We start from the raw sequence: 21856 nt of genomic DNA, 5'->3' as shown, positions 1-21856 counted from the left end.
AAAACCTCGTTATTCTTTCTTTTCTATTTTCACATAAATGCTCACAGTATTGGCGATCTTTACACCATCCGGAAGGTTCCAGTCAACATCTACGCTGTAAGTTCCGTCTGCAAGCTCCCCGTTGTCACTATCCTGTATAAAGCTGTTAATATCTACTGTTCCTGTTAAAGATGAAGCAGATACACTCTTGATTGTAGACACAAGTCCTGTAAGATTCACTGAAACAGTATCATACTCGCTATCTTCAATTACAGCACTATAACCGTCAACTTCACCGGCTATAGAGATATTTTTAAGGTCTACATCAAAGGTCTCTTCAGTTATACCTTCAATGTGAACAACAACTGCAGCAGTACCGTTATAGTCATCATCTCCAAATATAACTCCGCTTGGCAGATAATCCTCAACATTGATTGTGCATGCGAGGTTTCCTGTAAGGCCTGTTACATCGAGCTGTTCATCATCAATAACAATCTCTTTCACAGAAGCGATAGCGCTGTTCTTGCCAGCGATAAGCACCTGATCAGGATTGGTATCAACCTTGCCTGTAAGAGCATAGCCACTTGCCGGCTCGCCCTTTATCGTATACTTAAGTGGAACGTACTTGGTTCCGTAAATAGTCACGTTAACATTGACTGTCTTGGCATTCATGGAGATCTGTGATGTATCTACCTGATTGCCTTCAGCATCATAAAGAACTATATCTGCGTTGGTGATAATGTCTGATGTAAATCCGGTTACATCCACATCAACCTCTGCTGTCTCAACAGTCTGAACTATTGACTCAGGTCCGTTGATCCTTATCATATTCTGGCCTGTTGAAACGTCTCCGATCACATATCCATCAGAAAGAGTTCCAGATGTAGTAGGTGTGATTCTAAGAGACTTAGAAGCCTTGCGCTCTACACTGAGTTTGACCACATCATTACTTATAGATATATTCTCAATCTTGTCACTATATTTGTTGGTAGTGACATTTATGCTGACCGTATTAAGACTTGAAAGGTCCTGAATATCGGCTGTTGCTACGATATTGTTCTGGCTGAGCGAATCGATTATGGACCTTGGTGCATAGATAGTCACAGCACTGATGGTATCTGTGTTATCAAGCACTGTGTAAACCTGGCCCTGATCCGTAATAAGGTTGGTATTCTTAAGCGTTACCGGAATATTAGTATATCTGACCGATGTTACAGGGTCATTTATGTTGGTAACCAAAAACCAGACGATTATAGCAAATATTAGTGAGGCGAGCTTAAGCCCCCAATTAGACGTAAGTTTTTTCATTTTTTCGCCTTTGCCTTTCTGGCAAGGTGCTTGATCGGTGCCTCTTCAGTGTGTTTATCCTGAAGTATTCTCAGGCGTTCCCTTAATCTGTCGCTGTCAACAGCTCTCTCAAGTTCGCCTTCATAAGCGATACTGATCTTTCCTGTTTCCTCAGAAACAATGATCGTAAGAGAATCTGTTGCCTCAGAAACACCTACACCGGCACGATGTCTTGTTCCAAGTTCCTTACCTATCCCCATGTTGTCAGAAAGTGGCAAATAACATGTGGCAGCTGTTACCCTGTCACCCTTTATCACAACTGCTCCGTCATGAAGTGGAGTGTTGTGCTCAAAAATATTGATAAGAAGCTGACTTGTTACTATTCCGTCAACCTCAATTCCTGTGCGTTCAAATTCAGTTAAAGGATGATTATTCTCAATAACTATCAGAGCACCCGTTCTGACTTTAGCCATTTCCACGCAGGCTCTTACTATTTCATTCAAAGTCCTGTCTGAGAATCTTCCCTGTGTCTTTGGGTCACCAAGTGATAACACATTGGAAAAGAAATTTTTCCTGCCCAGCTCTTCCAAAGCCTTACGAAGTTCCGGTTGCAGGATAACAACCATCGCAATAATAGCTATACTGAAAACTCTTTCCACAATCCACAAAATTGTGGACATATTGAAAAGAGCTGCAACCAAAATAAACACAACAATGACTATGACACCCTTTAAAAGTGACCATAGCCTTGTATTTTTTGCCCACACCAAAATATGATATACCAGAAACGCGATAATAAAAATCTCCAGTATATCTGAGAATCTCACAGTTGGCATGTGCAAACTTGTTCTGTTGAAATCAAATAAAAAATCTATTTGTTCCATGGTGTTCCTTTATAGATCATCTGCGCTGTTCTCTGGCGCGGTTTATTTTCTTAACTCTTCTCTCAGGTGTTGAAACTGTAACCTTAGGTACAGCCTTTACATAGTAGTAATATTCATCATCCTCGAACTGCACTTTCTCTGTTCTGCTATAGTCAAGGCTGAATGAGAAGAACTCAACTACCAGCATAAGAAGTGCAGATACAACAGTTCCGATTATCACTCCTGCCAAAGCAATATCTGTATCGAAGATAAGATTACCAACAAGAATACAGATAATAAGTGATATGGCACCTGCTGAAATAGCAATCTTCCAGGAGTTATCAACAGAAGATCTGCGAATCAAATATACAATAACAATTGTAATTGCAAATGCAACTATCATAACCATCATTGACTTGTTTCCAACAATTCCTGACACTATCGACTGGAATTCATTGGCTGCTTCCTCAACGCCATCACTTCCAAAAGCTGTGGCATTTGAAGAAAAATATGAAATAAGGAATGCTACTACTACTCCAAATCCAACTGATACCATTGAAGCAGGTGTGCCCAAAAGTCCCATTGCAAGAGGCATCACGTAAGGAAGGCCCATAAAATAGAACAATGGAGTAAGTACAACTGCCAAAGTATCTTTTGGTGAAAATCTAAAATACAACAAAAACATAAGGACAAAGATTATCGCTGTGACCAGCGCACACTCAGGAGCCAGCGCAAAGAGATGTCCCACAATGAATGCTGCTGAAATAACAATGATAAAGTTTGCAGGTAAAATAGCGCACAAAAGTGATGCCATCAGAACAATCGCCATATTGTTCAGAGAGCTCATATACCCAAGCTTATTGTTGATAACTGCAACTGAAATAAGTGAAAGTAAGAACTTCCAGACATATGTAAGATATGTTTCGTTCTTGATATAAAATCTTTTGATATACTGCTTTAATTCCAATAATGATGTCATAATATCACTTTTCCTTCTCGTACATTCTAGCTAGCTTTTTAAGATCCCCATAATACTGTCTCATATTCTTACGCATCTTGGAATAACGATAGGAATAAATAATATATGAAACAAGAGAATACACGCCAACAAGCAGGAGGTAGTATATAAGATACCTCCTGCCAATAGCCAATAAATTATCTGTATTGTAAAGATTAGATAAAACATTTTCGAAATCGTAAAGAGCATAAGCCCCAACACAAATAGCAAAGACAACTGTTGCGCTGATCACTGACTTAAGTATATTAAAGCCAATGTAATCACTCCTGAAATAGGAATTGATTGCTCCGTTCTTTTTGCCTTCACGATCCATAAATGCAGCCATTTTGGTCATCAAAATGACTTTGTCTTCATTTAACATTTTTGCTCCTTATGTATCCAGGAAGCGCATTCCAGCTTTCTTATCTTGTTTAACCGGCTGCTGGATAGCTGGCTTAGGCTTAGCAAATGTATCGTTAAGATTATTTGCCATGCTTGCCTTACATTTAGCACAAAATCTTCCTGTTAAAATACGATCACCGCACTTCTCGCAGGTCATCTTAAGCGGTGAACTTTCAGAGAACATCAGTCTTTCCTCACGGATCCACTGCTGAATCTGTTTGGTGGTAACTTCATTATCTTCAGCAATCTTTTTTAAATCTGCAGCAGGATTTTCCTGTATGTATGCTTTAACCTTTTGAAAATCCTCTTCAATCGCCTTTTTGCAAGGCTCACAGATTGGCTGTCCACCAATGTAATTAAACATTTTTCCGCATCTTGAACAATTCCGTAAGTTCATAAATCTGACCTCCATTTATCTTAAGTAGTTTGCCCGATAGCCAGCGTAAGAAAATATATTTCCTTAACTCCTGCCATCTGAAACTCATGGGCGATCTCATCAATGGTACTTCCAGTTGTATAGATGTCATCGATAATGAGTATACACTTAAATTTTACATCATTTCTTATTATATTAAAAGCCTTTTTCAAATTATTGCGGCGCCCACGAAGGTCCAGTTCCTTCATGGGTCTGGTGGCTCTGGTCCTGACAATCACATCGTCATACATAGGGATGTCTGTCAGCTTTGAAAGCCTTAAAGCGTATTCTGCTGCCTGATTGTATCCTCTCAAATACTGCTTATCCTTATGCATGGGAACAGGTATTATTGCATCAATCCCAAGCCTGTTTAGCTTTTTCCCAAGCTTTCTTGCAGTTTCTTTTGCATAAAAATCAGCGTACTCCCTGCGTCCCATATACTTAAATCTGTAGATGGATCCTGAGATACTTCTGTAACTAAAAACCGAAAATCCCCGGTTGAATCTATGTCTGATAGCCATACAGTCTGCGCAGTACTCTGACTGGTCAGATAACTTCAAGGGTTTTCCACATTTCTCGCAGACATGGCTTCCAATATATTTTATTTTCTTTTTGCACTCCTCATGAACGAGGTCTTTAGACTCTTTATATCTAAGGACATTGTCGCAGACAGGACAACGCCTTGGATAAATGAGATTCAGAACATTTTCAATTATCTGCATCAAATACTTCTCTAATTCTATCTTTAAGTCCGGTATATCTTTTCAACTGCTGCTCATTGGCTGTCATGTTGAGGACTGTCTGGCTGCTGCCCAAAATGCACACGGTATTCTTGGCTCTTGTGACTGCCGTGTAAAGAAGGTTCCTGTTAAGCAGCATCCTGGGTCCACCTAAAAGGGGCATAATAACGGCAGGATACTCACTTCCCTGGGACTTGTGGATAGTAATTGCATAGGAAAGCTCAAGTTCATCCAGTTCAGAAAAAGGATATCTGACTCTCCTGTGCTCATCAAATTCCACCACTACGTCCTGGGAATATTCGTTTATCTCTCTGACAATCCCCATGTCGCCGTTAAATACGCCAAGTCCCGAATCCACCGGAATATTGTGCTTGCCAACAACTTCCCACTGAGCCTGGTAGTTATTCTTTATCTGCATGACCTTGTCGCCTTCTCTCAAAGTAAGCTCCCCATAGACATGTTCTTTTTTGGACTTATCCGGAGGGTTGAGATACTCCTGCAGGATCAGATTGAGCTGGATCGCACCAAGGGGGCCCTTTTTCATTGGTGTCAGAACCTGTATATCATAAGGCTGTGCTCCCACATATCCCGGAAGCTTGTCCCTTATGAGCTGGATCATGTGCTTGTATATGACATTTGCGTCATTTCTTTCCAGGAAAAAGAAATCCTTACTCTTATTATCAAGCACCGGCTTCTGACCATTGTGGATCCTGTGGGCGTTCATAACGATATCGCTCTCCTCAGCCTGCCTGAATATCTTTTGCAGATATATGGTTGGAAATCTTCCGCTGGATATAAGATCCGCAAGAACCTGTCCCGGTCCTACACTTGGGAGCTGTGAACTGTCTCCCACAAGGATCAGATGCACGCCTGGCACAAGTGCCTTCAATAAGGCGTAAAAGAGATGGATATCCACCATAGACATCTCGTCTATAATGATGGCATCTGCCTCTAGCGGGTTATCCCTGTTCCTCTCAAATCTGACTGCTCCTGACTTGGTGTCATCATCGCCAACCTGCCCTGATACCTCCAGAAGTCTGTGAATAGTTCTGGCCTCGTACCCGGTTGCCTCTGTCATTCTCTTGGCCGCTCTTCCTGTGGGCGCAGCAAGGAGGATATCAAGACCTTCGCTAGCATAATATTCAATTATTGTATTGATGGTAGTGGTCTTACCTGTACCGGGGCCACCTGTTATTATGACAATTCCGTTTGAGATACTCTTCAGCACAGCCTCTCTTTGAAGGTCATCAAGCTGAAGGTTCTTTCTTTTCTCTATATCAAGGATCCTCTGCCTGTATCTCTCTTCATCAGCAGGGGATACATTCTCTGCAATATTGAGGTCAGAGAGCATCACCGCGGAGCCCTGCTCTTCATAATAGAAATTCGCAGAGAAAATGTTGTCATTATTTTTTGCTATAAGTTTTTTGTCCATCATCAGATTCTGAATCTGAGTCCTTATGCTGTCAGAATCAATCATCTGGTCCGGAGTCTGCACAAGCAGCTCTTCAGTCTTGGAAACAAGCTCCTCCATGGGAAGGTAGGTATTTCCATCAAGCGAACTCTGAAGCAAAGTAAAAAGAATGCCGCTTCTGATGCGGTACTCAGAATCCACGCGAATTCCGACTTTGGCAGCAATCTCATCAGCAGTCTTAAAGCCGATTCCGCTTATATCGTCAGCAAGCTGATAAGGATTCTCCTGAATTATCCCGTAAACTCTGGTTCCATAGTTATTGAATATCTTAACCGCCATATTGTTGCTGATACCATATTTCTGTAAAAAGATCATGGCATCTCGCATTTCTCTTTTTTCTGCCATCTGCATGGCAATATCTATGGCTTTCTTTTCACTTATTCCCTTTATTTCAGCCAATCTTTCAGGCTCATCCTCAATAATTCTGAAGGTATCTGCACCAAATTTTTTAACAATTCGTGCAGCCAGTGCCTCTCCGATTCCACGTATGGCACCTGAACCAAGATACCTCTGCATTGATACCGCATCATCAGGCACTGTTATCTTGTATGAGCTCACCTTTAGCTGCTGGCCGTATACAGGATGATTAACGTAGATTCCCTCAATCTCGAGAGTATCTCCCACATCAGCATCCTTAAAGGTTCCGGTGCAGGTGACCTCCTCTTCATCCACAATAAGGTTCACTACGCCGTAACCATTTTCCTCGTTCTTATATATAAAATGATCTATGTATCCCTTAACTATTTCTTTTTCCATAGAAAGTAGTATACCATAATTAAAAGCGTGTAATTCTTAAGATTTCTTAAGAATTACACGCTTTAAGACACATTCTTATACTTTTATGTGGAAGGAGTTTCGGGAATGTCGTAGTTGCGCTTTAGGTTTTCATAGAGCATCTGCGCAAAGCCATTGCTCTGAGTATCCACGGATGTTGAGCATATTTCCTGAAGGGTCTGATCCTTGAAAAAGTCCACCAGTGTTGATGTGGCATTGTCCTCAGTTTCAGGCTTAAGAGCATCTACAGACTTCTGCATTTCTTTGAACATCTGCTCAAGGAAATAGGCCTCAAAACTTTTGCAGGCTTCCATAAGTTCATCGTCAGTAGAAGTTTTGGAGGTATTTTGAAGCTTATTCTGAAGTGCTATTGTGCTGGCATTCTTACTTTCCTGCATGGCATAATCTGTAAGCGCCGTTGCATTTAATCCTTTGATATCAAGTCCCGCCATAGTCTCCCCTTATCTCACCTTATTATCTCTTAAGTGAATTTGCTGTCTGCATCATCTCATCAGTTGTCTGGATCGCTGTTGAGTTCATTTCATATGCACGCTGGGCAACGATAAGATTTACCATCTCTGTAGCTACATTTACGTTTGATCCTTCAAGATATCCCTGAACAATCTCACTTTTCTTTATATTGTCTGCGTCATTTTCAAGAATAGGCTCGCCGCTGGCTGCTGTCTGTATCCAGGCTGCACTTCCTACCCTTTCAAGACCTTCTCTGTTGGAGAACTGCCACAATCCGATCTGAAGTCCCATATCTGTAGGAACTCCCTGATCATCTGGGTAATAGATCTTGCCATCGCTGCTTATGGTGATCCTGCTTGCAATAGCTCCATCAAGAGTAATTGCGGCGCCGTCTATATCAAGAACAGGATTTCCTTCTGCTGTTGTGAGTTCAAGAGTAGTTCCGCCTTCTTCAGCAAGAGCCCATACGAAATTTCCGTTTCTTGTATAGTTGATGGTTTCGCCATCAGCTGCCATATATCCAAAGAAACCATCGCCACTTATTGCAAGTGCCGCTGGATTGTCACTGCTTTGAAATGAACCCTGGGAAAAGAACTGATTAATTGTTGAAGTACGCACACCAAGTCCCACCTGTGAATTGGTAGGTTTTGGATTGCCGTTTGAAGTGGTTGTAACAGTCTGTAATTCCTGGTACAAAAGAGATTTAAACTGCGCTCCCTGAGCCTTATAGCCAACTGTATTAACGTTCGCAAGATTGTTAGATATGGTATCTACGTTTGTCTGCTGAGCGTTCATTCCAGTTGCTGCTGACCATAGACTTCTTACCATAAGCCACCTCCGATTTAGATAAATGCAAACATCACCGTCATCCGTGACTGGTAATATCATCTTCTATACTCTTATCGGCTCATTACCAAAAATTATTTATAAAAATAATATTAATTTTTATGATAGACGTCCAAGCTGGTTAGCTGCAATATCAAGAGTGCCGTCAATAGTGGTTATCATTCGCTGATTAGTATCATAGTTCCTCTGAACAGCGATCATGTTAACCATTTCATCTACTACAGATACATTGGACTGCTCCAAAAAGCCGGCGTATATCGATGCTGTAGATGTAACCTGAGTTGCATCGTCTGTAGGAATATACATATTTTCACCGTAATGTTCCAATGTGTTGTAGGTAATTCTTCCATCAGGATAGGTCACCTTTTCAAAATCAAATCTTCCTACTGTGGCAACAACTTCACCATCCTGAATAATCTCGCCCAATGTATTTATCTCCACAGGAAGTGCCGGATCAATCTCAATATGACCTCCATCCTGTGACAAAACAAAGTCTCCATCCTGTGTTACCAGGACGCCTTCATTTGTAAGTGTAAAGTTTCCGTCCCTTGTGTACATGATATCGGTCTGACCTGCTATTTCTCTTTCGATGTTTACAGCTTTGTTGGTATACTCAATTCCAAAAAAGCCATAGCCGCCAAGAGCCAGATCAAAGGTGTTGCCTGTCTCTTTCATAGGTCCTTCCGACCAGTCCACGTACCCTTCGCCAATCTTTACACCGGGATTAATAATGCCCAGTCCACGGGCAGTGAACGGGGCATCAGTGTAGTCTTTAATTTTGAGCGCAAGCTGATCAGAAAAAGCCTGTGCAGTAGCGCCTTCTTTTTTATAACCGTTTGTATTGGCATTAGCAAGATTGTTGGTGAGCACGTCCATTCTGTGCTGCTCGTTGATCATTCCTGTGTAAGCAGTGTAAAGACCTTTTACCATACAATATTCCTCATGCCATCCTGGCTTTACTACTGTTCAGTCCATGAACAGTGCGCTGGACCTTAGTCCTGACGATAACCTGCAAGGAACTCTACATATCTTCCTGTTCCGATAGCAACTGCAGTCATAGGATCCTCAGCTGTCATAGTGTTGATACCAGTCTTAGAATAGATGAGATCTTCAAGTCCGCGAAGAAGTGCTCCGCCACCTGTAAGGACAATTCCTCTGTCTGCGATATCTGCAGCAAGTTCAGGAGGAGTGTTCTCCAGAACGCTGTGAATAGCCTCAATGATCTGTGATGTAGGTTCACGAAGAGCCTCTTCTGTTTCCTCAGAAGATACTCTTACAGTCTTAGGAAGACCTGTTACGAGGTTTCTTCCTCTTACATCAAGATAGTCGTTCTCAGCTCTTGGATATGCTGAACCGATCTTGATCTTGATATCTTCAGCTGTTCTGTCACCGATAAGAAGATTGTGTTTCTTTCTCATGTAACGAACAAGTGCTTCATCGAAGTCATCTCCGGCAACCTTAACAGATGTGCTTACAACTGTTCCGCCAAGTGAGATAACTGCTATATCTGATGTACCACCGCCTATATCAACGATCATGTTTCCACATGGTTTTGTAATGTCGATACCAGCTCCAATAGCTGCAGCGATAGGCTCTTCAATAGTCTTAACATCTCTTGCTCCGCAAAGTCTTGTTGCATCCTCTACGGCCTTTTTCTCAACTTCTGTAGCTCCACTTGGAACGCATACTGCGATGAATGGTTTTCTGTGGATTCTACGTCCAATAGCCTTCTTGATGAAATATCTCATCATCTGCTCAGTGATCTTATAGTTAGAGATAACTCCCTGACGAAGAGGACGAACAGCTACGATGTTACCAGGAGTACGACCAAGCATAAGTCTTGCATCCTCACCAATAGCCTTAATCTCCTCTGTATCTCTGTCATAAGCTACAACTGAAGGCTCTTTCAAAACAACGCCCTTTCCTCTGATATAAACAAGGACTGACGCTGTACCTAAATCAATTCCAATATCTGCATACTGCATATTACAATGCCCCTTTCAAAAACAACCAGCATATATCTAAGCGCATAAAAGCGGATAATACATTAGCCTATAATATCATTACGATTATAAACCAAATAAAAAATATTGAAAAGGGGCTATCCATCTTTTATATATATCGGATATCCCCTTCCAAATCTTTACCAAAATCTCAAACAAAATATTAACGTCGCTAATAGGAGCTCCCACTTAGGGACGCCTGCGCACAGATAGCCATTTGCCTATTTAAGCATTTTTTTGATGTAAGCTCCGGTGTAGGATTTCTTGCACTTGGCGACTTCTTCAGGGGTTCCTTTGGCAACGACTGTTCCGCCTTTTGAACCGCCTTCAGGTCCCATGTCGATGATGTAATCGCCGGTCTTGATAACATCAAGGTTGTGTTCGATAACTACAACTGTATTTCCCTGCTCAACAAGCTCATGCATGATCTTGACGAGCTTTTGAACATCTGCGAAGTGAAGACCGGTTGTTGGCTCGTCGAGGATGTAAACAGTCTTACCTGTTCCGACTTTGCTGAGCTCTGTGGCAAGCTTTATTCTCTGGGCCTCACCACCTGAAAGCTCGGTACTTGGCTGACCAAGTTTTACATAGCCAAGTCCTACATCATAGAGAGTCTGGATCTTTCTCTTTATGGTCTTTACATTTTCAAAGAATACAAGGGCCTCTTCTACAGTCATGTTAAGGACGTCATAGATGCTCTTTCCTTTGTACTTAACTTCAAGAGTCTCGTGATTGTATCTCTTACCGCCGCAGACTTCGCAAGGTACATAAACATCAGGGAGAAAGTGCATCTCGATCTTGATGATTCCATCACCGCCACAGGCTTCGCAGCGTCCGCCCTTGACATTGAATGAGAATCTGCCTTTCTGATAGCCCCTTGCCTTAGCATCAGGAGTTCCGGCAAAAAGATCTCTGATCATATCAAACACGCCTGTGTAGGTTGCAGGGTTAGACCTTGGAGTTCTTCCGATTGGAGACTGATCAATGGCAATGACCTTATCCACCTGCTCAAGTCCCTCAATGCCTTTGTGCTTACCTGGGATGACTCTTGCTCTGTTTAAGTCTCTTGCCAGATGTTTGTACAGTATCTCATTGACAAAAGAGCTCTTGCCTGAACCTGACACACCTGTAACTATTGTAAGTACCCCAAGTGGTACATCTATATCGATGTTCCTTAAGTTATTTTCCTGGGCTCCCAACACCTTAAGCCAGCCCTTAGGCTCTCTTCTGGTCTTTGGAACTTCTATCTTAAGTTTTCCTGACAGGTACTGTCCTGTAATAGATTCCTTGACCTGCATGATCTCCTCTGCAGTTCCGCAGGCAACTATTTTTCCACCTTTTGAGCCGGCTCCCGGTCCTACATCCACAATATAGTCCGCAGCTCTCATGGTATCTTCATCATGCTCTACAACAATAAGTGTGTTGCCAAGGTCTCGCAGGTTCTTAAGTGTATTAAGAAGCTTGTCATTATCCCTCTGGTGAAGTCCGATACTTGGCTCATCAAGGATATAGCAAACTCCGCAAAGTCCTGATCCAATCTGTGTTGCAAGCCTTATACGCTGTGCCTCACCACCGGAGAGTGTTCCTGTAGCTCTGGATAGTGACAGATAATCAAGTCCTACATCCACAAGGAATCCTACTCTGGCCCTGATCTCTTTAAGGAGCTGTGCTCCAACCATTTCCTGATAGCTGGAAAGCTTAAGCTGCTCAAGGTATTTTTGCAGTTCATCTATGGACATTGAAGTTATCTCATAGATATTTTTATCATCGATTGTTACTGCAAGAGACTCTTTTTTAAGTCTCTGTCCACCGCAGAGCTGACATGGGGTGATCCTCATAAACTCCTCATACTCAGCCTTTGCTGATTCTGAGAAAGTCTCTCTATATCTCTGCTCAACGTTCTTTATAAGGCCGTCAAAAAGAATAGGATAATCTCCCTCTCCTCTTGATCCCTTGTAATGGACATTTACAGTTTTATCTGCTCCGTAAACCAGCATATGTCTTACTTTCTCAGGAAGATCCTGGAAAGGAGTATCCATGCTGAACTTATAAGCCTTTGCAAGAGCCTTCAGTGTGGCATTGGAGAAGCTTCCCTCTTTATTGGATGACTGCCATCCCATTACGACGATACATCCATCATTCAAAGAAAGAGACTTATCAGGGATCATAAGATCCTCGTCAAACTCCATCTTATAACCAAGGCCTGCGCAATCAGGGCATGCGCCGAAAGGATTGTTGAAAGAAAAGCTTCTGGGCTCGATCTCAGATATGCTGATTCCACAGTCAGGACATGCAAAGTTCTGGCTAAAGCTCAGTTCCTCTCCGTCAATTACATCAACAAGTAGAAGTCCGTCAGCAAGTCCCAAAGCATTTTCAACAGAGTCCGTAAGTCGTCTTCTAAGGTTCTCATTGTCATCTCTTACTACGATTCTGTCCACAATGATCTCAATGTTATGCTTGATATTTTTATCAAGCTTTATCTCTTCTTCTGCGATCTCGTACTGGCTTCCGTCAATCCTTGCACGGACATAACCTGCACGAACCGCTCTCTCCAAGGTCTTGGCATGCTCACCCTTTTTACCTCTTACAACAGGAGCAAGGATCTGAAGCTTGGTCCCATCTCCAAGAGCCATGATCTGATTGCAGATCTCATCAACAGTCTGCCTTCTGATCTCACGTCCGCAGTTAGGGCAGTGAGGGATACCAATTCTTGCGTAAAGCATTCTGAAATAGTCGTAGATCTCTGTAACTGTTCCAACAGTTGACCTTGGGTTTTTATTGGTTGATTTCTGGTCAATGGAAATAGTGGGAGAAAGACCTTCTATTCTCTCAACGTTGGGCTTGTCCATCTGACCAAGGAACATTCTGGCATAGGATGATAAGGACTCCATGTACCTGCGCTGTCCCTCTGCAAAAATAGTGTCAAATGCAAGAGAAGACTTTCCTGAACCTGAAAGGCCCGTGAACACTGTAAGAGTATCTCTTGGAATCTTGACATTAACATGTTTAAGATTGTGTTCTGCTGCCCCTCTCACTCTGATGTAATCATGAATATCAGTGGGAAGGATTCTCTTGGTTGTAGTATTCTTTTTTGTCATTCTGTTTTCAGACATATATACATCTCCACTAAAACAAATCTCACCAGTTATTTACCTTCGGTAAGATCATTAAGAACTTTCTTAAGTTCTATCATCTTGTCACGCAGCATAGCGGCATTCTCGAAATCCAATTCCGCAGCAGCTTTTTTCATCTTCTTCTGAACCTGTCCAATGAGCTTTTCCAGTTCTTCCTGGTTCATTGACTCCGGCTCTTTTTCAAACTTAACTTCTTCCTTGGCAATAGCCTTAGTAACAGCGATAAGGTCTCTTACTGCCTTCTTGATGGTCTGAGGGGTTATGCCGTGCTCCTCATTGTATTTCTCCTGGATGGCACGTCTTCTCTTAGTCTCTTCTATAGCCTTCTTCATGGAATCTGTCATGTTATCAGCATACATGATAACGTGTCCCTCAGCGTTTCGGGCCGCTCTACCAATAGTCTGAATGAGCGAAGTCTCCGAACGAAGGAAGCCCTCTTTATCAGCATCGATGATAGCAACAAGAGAGATCTCCGGGATATCAAGTCCCTCTCTTAAGAGGTTGATACCTACAAGAACATCGAAAACATCAAGTCTCATATCTCTGATGATCTCTGCTCTCTCCAAAGTATCGATATCAGAGTGAAGGTATTTAACCCTGATGCCTGCCTCAGCAAGATATTCTGTAAGGTCCTCTGCCATGCGCTTTGTAAGGGTTGTAACAAGAACCTTATTCTTTTTATCTATTTCTTTTCTGATCTCAGAAATAAGATCATCAATCTGTCCCTCAACAGGCCTTACTGAAATCTCAGGATCAAGAAGCCCTGTGGGTCTTATTACCTGCTCTGTTCTGAGAAGTTCATGTTCCTCTTCATATTTACCCGGTGTTGCTGAGCAGAAAAGCATCTGGTCAATATGAGATTCAAACTCCTCAAAGTTAAGAGGTCTGTTATCAAGAGCAGATGGCAGTCTAAAGCCATAATCCACAAGGGTCAGTTTTCTGCTCCTATCACCATGATACATGGCTCCAACCTGCGGGATAGTCATATGGGACTCATCCACTATTATCAGAAAATCTCTGTCAAAGAAGTCAAGAAGTGTCAGTGGCGGCTCTCCCGGTGCCATGAAGTTGAGATGCCTTGAATAGTTCTCAATTCCGGAACAGAAGCCTGTTTCTCTCATCATCTCCACATCAAAGTTGGTACGTTCTGAAATTCTCTGAGCCTCAATAAGCCTGTCCTCTCCCTTGAAAAACTTCACCTGTTCCTCAAGCTCTTTTTCAATGTTGTCACAGGCCTTATTTATCTTCTCCTGAGGGACAACATAGTGAGAAGCCGGGTATATCATCACATGGGTGAGCTCGCTTCTAACCTTGGCAGTCACAGGTTCAACCTCTGTGATCCTGTCTATCTCATCTCCAAAGAACTCAACTCTTATAAGATAGTCATCGGCATTGGCAGGGAATATCTCAACTGTATCTCCCCTGACTCTGAAATTACACCTACCAAGTTCCATGTCATTTCTGGTGTACTGAATAGCCACCAGGTCTTTTATGATGTCGTCTCTGTCCTTCTGCATTCCGGGGCGAAGGGATATAGACATGCCCTTGAACTCTTCAGGGCTACCCAGGCCATAGATACAGGACACACTGGCAACTACTATTACATCCTTGCGCTCTGCAAGAGAGGCTGTTGCTGAGAGTCTTAGCTTATCTATCTCATCATTGATGGCTGAGTCCTTGGCTATGTAAGTATCTGTCTGTGGAACATATGCCTCGGGCTGATAATAGTCGTAATAAGAAACAAAGTACTCTACTGCATTCTCTGGAAAGAATTCCTTCATCTCGCCATAGAGCTGGCCTGCCAGAGTCTTGTTGTGACTGATGATAAGAGTTGGCTTATTTAAAGCCGCAATAACATTAGCCATGGTAAAAGTCTTACCAGAGCCTGTTACTCCAAGAAGTGTCTCGAACTGGTTGCCTTGTTTAAAGCCATCCACTAAAGCCTTAATAGCCTGTGGCTGATCACCTGTGGGCTCGTAGGGAGCCACTAACTTAAAATCGCCCATATTTTTCTCCAAAACAATTAAAGCGATACATCTGCTACTTCATGTATTGGAAGTATAGCACAAGCAACCAGCTAATGCAAACATTTGTTCTTCAGCTTAGAGATTAAAGGAATCGTAGGTATATACCATGTCCTGCTCGATTACAAAATCGTCCATTGTATTCCTTGAAAAGTCACCGCTGACCTCCAAAAGGTTGGTGGTACACATTGCCGCCGTGGCCTCTCCCTCGATCTCGCGATCCATATTCCTCTCGCCAAGGCCTGTCAATATCCCGCCTACGCCCAAAATTACAACAAGTGCCCCAAGCACCACAAAAAATGTATATAAAAAAATGATCATATATCTTCCTCTTTCATCAAAGTATCCGCAAGATCAGCTATTCTCTGCCTTGCAATGGACAATCTGTATCTGATTGCCGGAATCCTCACTTCCATATCATCTTTGATCACCTGAACAGCTCTTTCTTCATGCATGGCCCCAAAGGTAATCGCAGCCGAGGTCAAAAGAGCTACCACAACAATTAAAGCTGCTCTTAAAAACCTTATGACAATTATTTTTCCGGGTACCATCTTTATGCCTTTTTCTACTTCCTTTAAGCTTTTAAAACGGTTATCCCTGTCAGCTTTTATGCATCTTTCTATAACAGCCATCATCTGTGGAGATACATTTTTCAAGGCTCCGCTCCTTGCCATACTCAGCGCATCGGAGTCCTTGGCATTTATTCCTGTCAAAAGAGAAAGGATAGTCATTCCAAAGCAGTATATATCCGTCTGCTCATCACTCTGCCCAAGGTTTCCATACTGCTCAGGTGCCGCATAGCCTATGGTCCCCAGATTTATTGTATCATCTGTCTTTCTCTCCTTCTGATAGAATCTTGCTGCGCCAAAGTCAATAAGACATGCCTTTCCATCGCTGTTTACTATGATGTTTGCAGGCTTTAAATCTCTATAAACAATAGGAGTATCGCTTTCATGGAGCGTCCTTAATATGGTCAAAAGATCTTTCGCGATCCCTATCACCTGTTTCTCCTTAAGTTTTCTTTTCTTCTTGAGAATTTCCAGAAGGTTCTCTCCCGGCACATAAGTGACTGCAATATAGTCTCTTCCCAAGGCCACTAGGCAGGGAATTCTTCCTGCCTTTACAAGCTCTTTGTAATTTCTTTTATCAAATTCCTGTAGGATCGCCGCTTCCCCAACAAAAGGACCCGACTCGCCGTTGCCCACAGAAGCAGGTACCTTCGTTGCAAACTTTAAAGTCACAAGGTTTCCGCGCTTTTTGTCCCTTGCAAGAAAAGCCTCGCTGTTTCCGCCCTGCCCAAGCTTTTTTAGTATCTTGAATCTCTCCATTTTCAGTACTCCAGGCACATGGCGGCCACAGTGATATTATCCTGTTCCTTGCGGTCTATTGCTGTCATGGTCAGTTTTTTACATTCCTCCAGCATATCCTCAGAAGTTACGCACATCTGAGGACACAGGGCTCTAAACAGTTCTTTTTCCGATATGGTCTTCCAAAGACCATCACTGCAGGCGACAACTGTGGTGCTCATCCGTATGTCTCCTCTTATTATCTGAGGCTGCGGAACGCTCCCATGTCCAAGACACTGCAAGAGAACATTTCTTTCCTGGCTGTTTTGCACTTCATCTTCCAGCATGACCCCGCTGTCAATCTTACTCTGGACAAGGCTCTGGTCATGGGTTATCTTTTGCACGTCTTTTCTGCTCACCAGATATATTCTCGAGTCCCCTACATTCATGAGCATGTATTTTCTTCCAATCTGCAAAAGAGCTGTCAAAGTGGTCCCAAGCTTGATCCCCCTGTGTTTGCCGTAACGTCTTATATCCCTGTTTATGTCTGCAAGAAGCCTTCTCCAGGATATTTCAATAACGTCCCATATTTTATCTTCGTCGATTCCAAGCATCAAAGACAATTCTTCATGGAACCAGTTTTCAAGTGTTCTTATGGCTTTACAGCTGGCCACTTCTCCTTTTGAGAGTCCTCCCATGCCGTCGCAGACAGCAACAAAAGATATTCTTCCCATTTTCCCTGCACTGGCTACCTTGATAAGAGACGAGTCCTGATTAACAGCGCGTTTCTTACCGGCATCAGTGTAAATGCACGCTTTTACTTTCATGATATTCCTTTCAAAAAACACAACAAACTAACTTTCTAATATTGGAAAAAGCGCTCGAATGAGCAATTAAACCAAAAAGAAAAACTGTGCTAAGACGTAGCACAGTTTTGCATAATACTATTATTTTCTTTTATTGTCAACCTGCTTTTTCTTCCAGGTCCTCGATAGCTTCTTTTAAAACTTCAACAGCCTTATCAAGCTGATTGTCTGTCTTGTCCTCTGCATAAGCATCAGCATCAAACTCAATCTCTACATCAGGATCAATTCCAACTCCGTGGATATCGTTGCCATTTGGTGTGTAGTAATTGCTGACTGTAAGCTTAATAGCTGTGCCATCCTTGAGATCAAAAATTCTCTGAACAATTCCTTTGCCGTAAGTAGTTGTTCCAACAAGGGTTCCGATGCCGTAATCCTTGATAGCGCCTGAAAGAATTTCTGAAGCGCTGGCTGAATACTTGTTAACAAGTACTACTACAGGAATGTCGATCTCATGGGTTCCGTCGCAGGTGTAATCCTCTCTGTTTCCATCCCTGTCAACAGTATAAACAATAGTTCCCTCAGGTAAGAGCTGCCTTGCTATGTCGCATACTGCTGTGAGGCTTCCGCCGGGATTACTTCTAAGGTCAATAATAAGTCCTTTTATATCATTTGCTCTAAGTTCTGCCATGCCCTCAGTAAACTGGTCAGGAGTAACTTCATCAAACTCTGTGATCTGAAGGTATCCAACGCCGTCATCCATAACCTTTGTCTTTACTGTAGGAACTGAAACCTGAGCACGCATAACATCAACTTCTATCTCCTCAAGATCTGATCCTCTAAGGAGTGTCAGATGAACTGTGGTGCCCTCTTCACCTTTAATAAGAGATACCACTTCGCTCAGTTCAAGTCCCTGTGTGCTCTGCTTATCTACTTCATAGATAATATCATCTGTCTGGAGCCCTGCTTCCTCAGCAGGTGTTCCCTCGATAACTCCTGAAATGCGAGGAAGTGCTGTTGTCTGATCCATGCTCACATAGGCGCCTATGCCATAGTAGATACCTGCTGTATCATTCATAAGCTCTGTGAGTTCTTCCTCTGTGTAGTAAACAGAATAAGGATCGTCAAGGGATTCCATAAGCCCTTTATAGAGTCCGTTGGCCTTTGCTTCGCTAGAAACATCAGTTTTATAAAAGTTTGAATCAATAACAGACTCTATTTTATTAATCTTGGTAAGTGTCTCATCGTTTAAAACTGATTCTCCGCTGCCTGTCTGTACAGTTGCCGGATTTAATGTGAACAAATATGCCATTCCAACAGCTGCGCTTATAAACAGTGCAACAAAGCATCCTACTAATATACCGCTGATAAATCTTCTGTTTAATTTTCCTTGATACTGCTTTTCATCGAACTCTGTCTGATAATCCATCTTTCTCCTATCCCCGGGAGACTTTTATTTCAGGTAATTCCAAGGACTGACGTAAGCTCCATTTAATCGAACACCAAAATGCAAATGATTACCTGTTGATCTTCCGGTGGATCCTACTGCTGCAATTTTGGTTCCCGCAGTAACATCCGTACCTTTCGAGACATACAACTTCGAACAATGCATATAAATGGTATATAGGCCGCCACCATGGTTTATCATGATGTAATTACCCATGGAGGAATTGTAATCAGCAGCTACTACTGTTCCGTTGTAAGCAGCAAGTATTGCTGATCCTGCCGGTGCAGCAAGGTCTATACCGTTGTGCATTTTTTCTACCCCAAGAGTCGGGTGCATTCTCATACCAAAATTATCAGAAATTCTGGTATAGCTTGGACATGGCCATGTAAATACACCACCGTCATACATATATCTGCTGTAAAGAGCTGCTTTATCAGCAGCAACTTCTTTTTCCAGAGCTGCAATTGTTGCGTTCTCAGCCTTGATCTCGGCCTCATATTCAGCAATCGCTGCTTCTTTATTGGAAATATCAGCCTTAACTGCGGAAAGCTCACTACTCTTTGTCTGAAGAAGGGACTGGAGATTTGCTTCCTCCTGCTCTTTTTCCTCCATTGCAAGATCGAGAGTAGCCTTTTCTTCTTCAAGGGCCTGTTTTGTGACAGTAATAAGCTGAGTTGTAGCAATATACTCGTTTAATTTTTTCCTGTCATAGGATGAAAGCATCTCAATGTACTCAGCCTTATTGAGCATATCTCCAAAGCTTCCGGATTCAACCAGAAGCTCCATGTACATAGTGTCTCCACGCTCGTACATGAACTTGATACGCTTTTTCATAGCCTCATACTGCTCCTGCTGAATCCTTTCGGCTTCCTCAAGCTCTCTCGTGGTCTCTTCTATCTCAGCTTCCTTCTCAGTGATCTGATCAGTAAGCGCATCAATCTTGGTCTGAATATCAGTTAGTGACGCATCAAGTTCAGTAATATAGGCATTAAGATCGGATTTGCTCTTTTCCAGCTCTTTTTTTATCTTCTCAAGATTGGTCTTGGCTGTACTAAGTGAATCGCGTTCTTTTTTGGCGTCGCTGATCTGAGCTTCCTTGGCCTTGATACTCTCCTCAGTTACTTCTGCATACGAAGATATGCAGCTACCTGCAAATATAGCAATTGCTGTAGCTGCACATATTAACCCTTTAACTATTCTGTTTTTGTAAACTTTATTCAATAAACTCAATGTAAAAGGATGTCCTTCTTGTATTATACATGTAGGTGTTTTCTAACAGTTGTGAAACTACCAAAGAAACCAATACCAATTCCGATGGCCAGTGCGATTGGTACAAGCTTGTTGTATACCACCTGCACAGGAAGGAAGTTAAGCAATGTTGAAAGCATAGTAAATCTTGATGCTATGTATGTGATAGCATTGGTATAAACAAAATATATAATAACAAGTGGAATTATTGAACCAATGATTCCGATGATGATGCCTTCTACCACGAATGGTGCTCTTACGAAGAAGTCTGTTGCACCAATGTACTTCATGATATTGATCTCATCTTTTCTAACTGCGATACCCATGGTAACTGTATTGCTGATAAGGAATATTGATACCAAAAGCAGAATGATGATGATACCTGCTGAAATATATGCGATCAGCACGTTCAAACCGCTTAAGGTATTGGCTGTAACTTCAGAGCGGTTAACCTCTCTTACTACGTCGATAGACTCAATATAAGTTACAAGCGCTCCCTGCAAAGATACATCATTAAGGTATATCTGAAGGTTTGCTGAATCTGCCAGAGGATTCTCTGTAAATCCGTCTGCGTATTCGCCAAGGTAGTCCTCTTTAAACTCTTCCCAGGCATCATCTGCAGATACATAAACAATCTCCCTAACTTCAGGTCTCTTTTCAAGATCAGTCTTTACTGCAAGAATCTGTTCCTCTGTTGTTCCCTCGTTAAAGAAAACAGTTACAGAAACGCCTTCCTCGGCTGTCTTTACTACGTTTTCAAAGTTAGTGATTATAGAATAAAAAAGTCCGAACAAAAACAGGCAGGCACTGATGGTCGCAATAGAAGCAAGCGTATACCACTTGTTTCTGCCTAAATTTTTAAAACCCTGTCCGATGGTGTAAAAGAAACTACTAATCCTCATCGATGTACATACCCTCTTCCTCGTCTTCTATAATGACGCCTTTTTTCATGGTTATAACTCGCTTTTTCATGGCGTTGACGATTTCTCTGTTATGTGTAACCACGATAACTGTTGTGCCATTTTCATTGATCTGTTCCATGAGTTTCATTATTTCCCATGAATTGTTAGGATCAAGGTTTCCGGTAGGCTCATCTGCCAAAAGAATCGTAGGCTTATTTACAAGAGCTCTTGCAAGCGCAACTCTCTGCTGCTCACCACCTGACAGCTGATTTATTTTATTTTTGTATTTTCCTGCAAGGTTAACAGTTGCAAGAATTGATGGAACATTTCTTTTGATCTCTCGTGTAGGTGTCTGAACAATTCTCTGAGCAAAAGCAACGTTCTCGTATACGTTTCTGTCTTTTAAAAGTCTGAAATCCTGGAATACAATACCAAGATTACGTCTGAACTTAGGAATCTTGCTGTGCTTGATCTTCCTTAGATTATAGCCAAGAACTGTTATCTCACCGTCTGTTGGTACCAGCTCTCTTAAAAGGAGCTTGATAAGTGTAGACTTACCTGAACCGCTGTCTCCAACGATGAATACAAACTCTCCCTTTTTGATGTGAAGTGTGACGCCATTTAAAGCAGGTGCGCCTGTGGAATATGACTTGGTAACATTCTCAAGAGTTATTACCTCATCATCGGGTATCTGCCTGGTGCCCCTTTTTCTTCTATATCCTTTTTCCATAAATTTCTCCTGAAACAAAACTTTTTAGATCAAA

At 42.2% G+C, this 21856-nt stretch carries 20 protein-coding genes; all 20 read right to left on the bottom strand.

Translation table 11 applies throughout. The features are described from left to right. Positions 1–9: 9 nt before the first annotated feature. The 20 genes from E7303_RS07925 to ftsE all read right to left on the bottom strand — a co-directional run bounded on the left by E7303_RS07925 (position 10) and on the right by ftsE (position 21822). On the bottom strand, positions 10–1287 hold the full coding sequence (locus E7303_RS07925) for a CdaR family protein (protein ID WP_292144651.1): 1278 nt from the start codon (positions 1285–1287) through the stop codon (positions 10–12). Beyond that, positions 1284–2150 carry a diadenylate cyclase CdaA gene (gene cdaA, locus E7303_RS07920; protein ID WP_200821066.1) on the bottom strand — a complete coding sequence of 289 codons (867 nt, stop codon included), beginning with the start codon at positions 2148–2150 and terminating at the stop codon, positions 1284–1286. The genes E7303_RS07925 and cdaA overlap by 4 nt, the downstream gene beginning before the upstream one ends. A gap of 16 nt (positions 2151–2166) precedes the next feature. After that, positions 2167–3108, bottom strand: a complete 942-nt coding sequence (locus E7303_RS07915) for a hypothetical protein (protein WP_292144650.1) — start codon at positions 3106–3108, stop codon at positions 2167–2169. Between the two features lie 4 nt (positions 3109–3112). Beyond that, on the bottom strand, positions 3113–3508 hold the full coding sequence (locus E7303_RS07910) for a hypothetical protein (protein ID WP_103869553.1): 396 nt from the start codon (positions 3506–3508) through the stop codon (positions 3113–3115). A gap of 9 nt (positions 3509–3517) precedes the next feature. Beyond that, entirely contained in the window at positions 3518–3925 is a 408-nt protein-coding gene (locus E7303_RS07905) for a flagellar protein (RefSeq protein ID WP_292144647.1), read from the bottom strand. 20 nt (positions 3926–3945) lie between these two features. Next, entirely contained in the window at positions 3946–4665 is a 720-nt protein-coding gene (locus E7303_RS07900; protein ID WP_292144646.1) for a ComF family protein, read from the bottom strand. Beyond that, the gene (gene recD2 / locus E7303_RS07895) at positions 4652–6910 is read right to left on the bottom strand and encodes an SF1B family DNA helicase RecD2 (protein WP_292144645.1); all 2259 of its coding nucleotides are present in this window, start codon (positions 6908–6910) and stop codon (positions 4652–4654) included. The genes E7303_RS07900 and recD2 overlap by 14 nt, the downstream gene beginning before the upstream one ends. 83 nt (positions 6911–6993) lie before the next feature. After that, on the bottom strand, positions 6994–7380 hold the full coding sequence (locus E7303_RS07890; RefSeq protein ID WP_292144644.1) for a hypothetical protein: 387 nt from the start codon (positions 7378–7380) through the stop codon (positions 6994–6996). Between the two features lie 22 nt (positions 7381–7402). Continuing rightward, the gene (locus E7303_RS07885) at positions 7403–8227 is read right to left on the bottom strand and encodes a flagellar hook-basal body protein (RefSeq protein WP_022775427.1); all 825 of its coding nucleotides are present in this window, start codon (positions 8225–8227) and stop codon (positions 7403–7405) included. Between the two features lie 117 nt (positions 8228–8344). Beyond that, complete coding sequence (locus E7303_RS07880; RefSeq protein ID WP_103869548.1) at positions 8345–9175, bottom strand: flagellar hook-basal body protein; 831 nt, start codon at positions 9173–9175, stop codon at positions 8345–8347. Positions 9176–9237: 62 nt separating this feature from the next. Beyond that, positions 9238–10230: a rod shape-determining protein gene (locus E7303_RS07875; RefSeq protein WP_022775430.1), complete on the bottom strand. Its 993-nt coding sequence runs from the start codon at positions 10228–10230 to the stop codon at positions 9238–9240. 239 nt (positions 10231–10469) lie between these two features. Beyond that, a complete protein-coding gene (gene uvrA, locus E7303_RS07870) occupies positions 10470–13346 on the bottom strand; it encodes an excinuclease ABC subunit UvrA (RefSeq protein ID WP_292144657.1) in 2877 nt (958 codons plus the stop codon). 47 nt (positions 13347–13393) lie between these two features. After that, the gene (gene uvrB, locus E7303_RS07865; protein WP_292144643.1) at positions 13394–15388 is read right to left on the bottom strand and encodes an excinuclease ABC subunit UvrB; all 1995 of its coding nucleotides are present in this window, start codon (positions 15386–15388) and stop codon (positions 13394–13396) included. Between the two features lie 96 nt (positions 15389–15484). Continuing rightward, positions 15485–15727, bottom strand: a complete 243-nt coding sequence (locus tag E7303_RS07860; RefSeq protein ID WP_292144641.1) for a hypothetical protein — start codon at positions 15725–15727, stop codon at positions 15485–15487. Then, on the bottom strand, positions 15724–16734 hold the full coding sequence (locus E7303_RS07855) for a serine/threonine protein kinase (protein ID WP_292144640.1): 1011 nt from the start codon (positions 16732–16734) through the stop codon (positions 15724–15726). The genes E7303_RS07860 and E7303_RS07855 overlap by 4 nt, the downstream gene beginning before the upstream one ends. Before the next feature lie 2 nt (positions 16735–16736). Continuing rightward, positions 16737–17519: a PP2C family protein-serine/threonine phosphatase gene (locus tag E7303_RS07850; protein WP_292144639.1), complete on the bottom strand. Its 783-nt coding sequence runs from the start codon at positions 17517–17519 to the stop codon at positions 16737–16739. Positions 17520–17655: 136 nt separating this feature from the next. After that, a complete protein-coding gene (locus E7303_RS07845; RefSeq protein WP_292144638.1) occupies positions 17656–18924 on the bottom strand; it encodes a S41 family peptidase in 1269 nt (422 codons plus the stop codon). A gap of 24 nt (positions 18925–18948) precedes the next feature. Continuing rightward, a complete protein-coding gene (locus tag E7303_RS07840; RefSeq protein WP_292144636.1) occupies positions 18949–20172 on the bottom strand; it encodes a murein hydrolase activator EnvC family protein in 1224 nt (407 codons plus the stop codon). 23 nt (positions 20173–20195) lie between these two features. Beyond that, complete coding sequence (gene ftsX, locus E7303_RS07835) at positions 20196–21092, bottom strand: permease-like cell division protein FtsX (protein WP_103869541.1); 897 nt, start codon at positions 21090–21092, stop codon at positions 20196–20198. Continuing rightward, entirely contained in the window at positions 21082–21822 is a 741-nt protein-coding gene (gene ftsE, locus E7303_RS07830; RefSeq protein ID WP_022775443.1) for a cell division ATP-binding protein FtsE, read from the bottom strand. Before ftsE ends, ftsX begins: the two co-directional genes overlap by 11 nt. Positions 21823–21856: the final 34 nt, after the last annotated feature.

The organism is Butyrivibrio sp. (assembly GCF_015056685.1).
Classification (GTDB): Bacteria; Bacillota; Clostridia; order Lachnospirales; family Lachnospiraceae; genus Butyrivibrio.
Note: the sequence above shows the minus strand (reverse complement) of the source record. Positions and strands in the feature narration are given on the sequence as shown.

Bases quoted from the DNA above. Each gene is read 5' to 3' on its own strand.
- E7303_RS07915 (WP_292144650.1), bottom strand. From the start codon at position 3,108: ATGACATCATTATTGGAATTAAAGCAGTATATCAAAAGATTTTATATC.
- uvrB (WP_292144643.1), bottom strand. From the start codon at position 15,388: ATGGGCGATTTTAAGTTAGTGGCTCCCTACGAGCCCACAGGTGATCAG.
- E7303_RS07885 (WP_022775427.1), bottom strand. From the start codon at position 8,227: ATGGTAAGAAGTCTATGGTCAGCAGCAACTGGAATGAACGCTCAGCAG.
- E7303_RS07910 (WP_103869553.1), bottom strand. From the start codon at position 3,508: ATGTTAAATGAAGACAAAGTCATTTTGATGACCAAAATGGCTGCATTT.
- E7303_RS07855 (WP_292144640.1), bottom strand. From the start codon at position 16,734: ATGGAGAGATTCAAGATACTAAAAAAGCTTGGGCAGGGCGGAAACAGC.
- uvrA (WP_292144657.1), bottom strand. From the start codon at position 13,346: ATGACAAAAAAGAATACTACAACCAAGAGAATCCTTCCCACTGATATT.
- E7303_RS07850 (WP_292144639.1), bottom strand. From the start codon at position 17,519: ATGAAAGTAAAAGCGTGCATTTACACTGATGCCGGTAAGAAACGCGCT.
- E7303_RS07905 (WP_292144647.1), bottom strand. From the start codon at position 3,925: ATGAACTTACGGAATTGTTCAAGATGCGGAAAAATGTTTAATTACATT.
- E7303_RS07890 (WP_292144644.1), bottom strand. From the start codon at position 7,380: ATGGCGGGACTTGATATCAAAGGATTAAATGCAACGGCGCTTACAGAT.
- E7303_RS07925 (WP_292144651.1), bottom strand. From the start codon at position 1,287: ATGAAAAAACTTACGTCTAATTGGGGGCTTAAGCTCGCCTCACTAATA.
- cdaA (WP_200821066.1), bottom strand. From the start codon at position 2,150: ATGGAACAAATAGATTTTTTATTTGATTTCAACAGAACAAGTTTGCAC.
- ftsX (WP_103869541.1), bottom strand. From the start codon at position 21,092: ATGAGGATTAGTAGTTTCTTTTACACCATCGGACAGGGTTTTAAAAAT.
- ftsE (WP_022775443.1), bottom strand. From the start codon at position 21,822: ATGGAAAAAGGATATAGAAGAAAAAGGGGCACCAGGCAGATACCCGAT.
- E7303_RS07860 (WP_292144641.1), bottom strand. From the start codon at position 15,727: ATGATCATTTTTTTATATACATTTTTTGTGGTGCTTGGGGCACTTGTT.
- E7303_RS07845 (WP_292144638.1), bottom strand. From the start codon at position 18,924: ATGGATTATCAGACAGAGTTCGATGAAAAGCAGTATCAAGGAAAATTA.
- E7303_RS07875 (WP_022775430.1), bottom strand. From the start codon at position 10,230: ATGCAGTATGCAGATATTGGAATTGATTTAGGTACAGCGTCAGTCCTT.
- E7303_RS07880 (WP_103869548.1), bottom strand. From the start codon at position 9,175: ATGGTAAAAGGTCTTTACACTGCTTACACAGGAATGATCAACGAGCAG.
- E7303_RS07900 (WP_292144646.1), bottom strand. From the start codon at position 4,665: ATGCAGATAATTGAAAATGTTCTGAATCTCATTTATCCAAGGCGTTGT.
- recD2 (WP_292144645.1), bottom strand. From the start codon at position 6,910: ATGGAAAAAGAAATAGTTAAGGGATACATAGATCATTTTATATATAAG.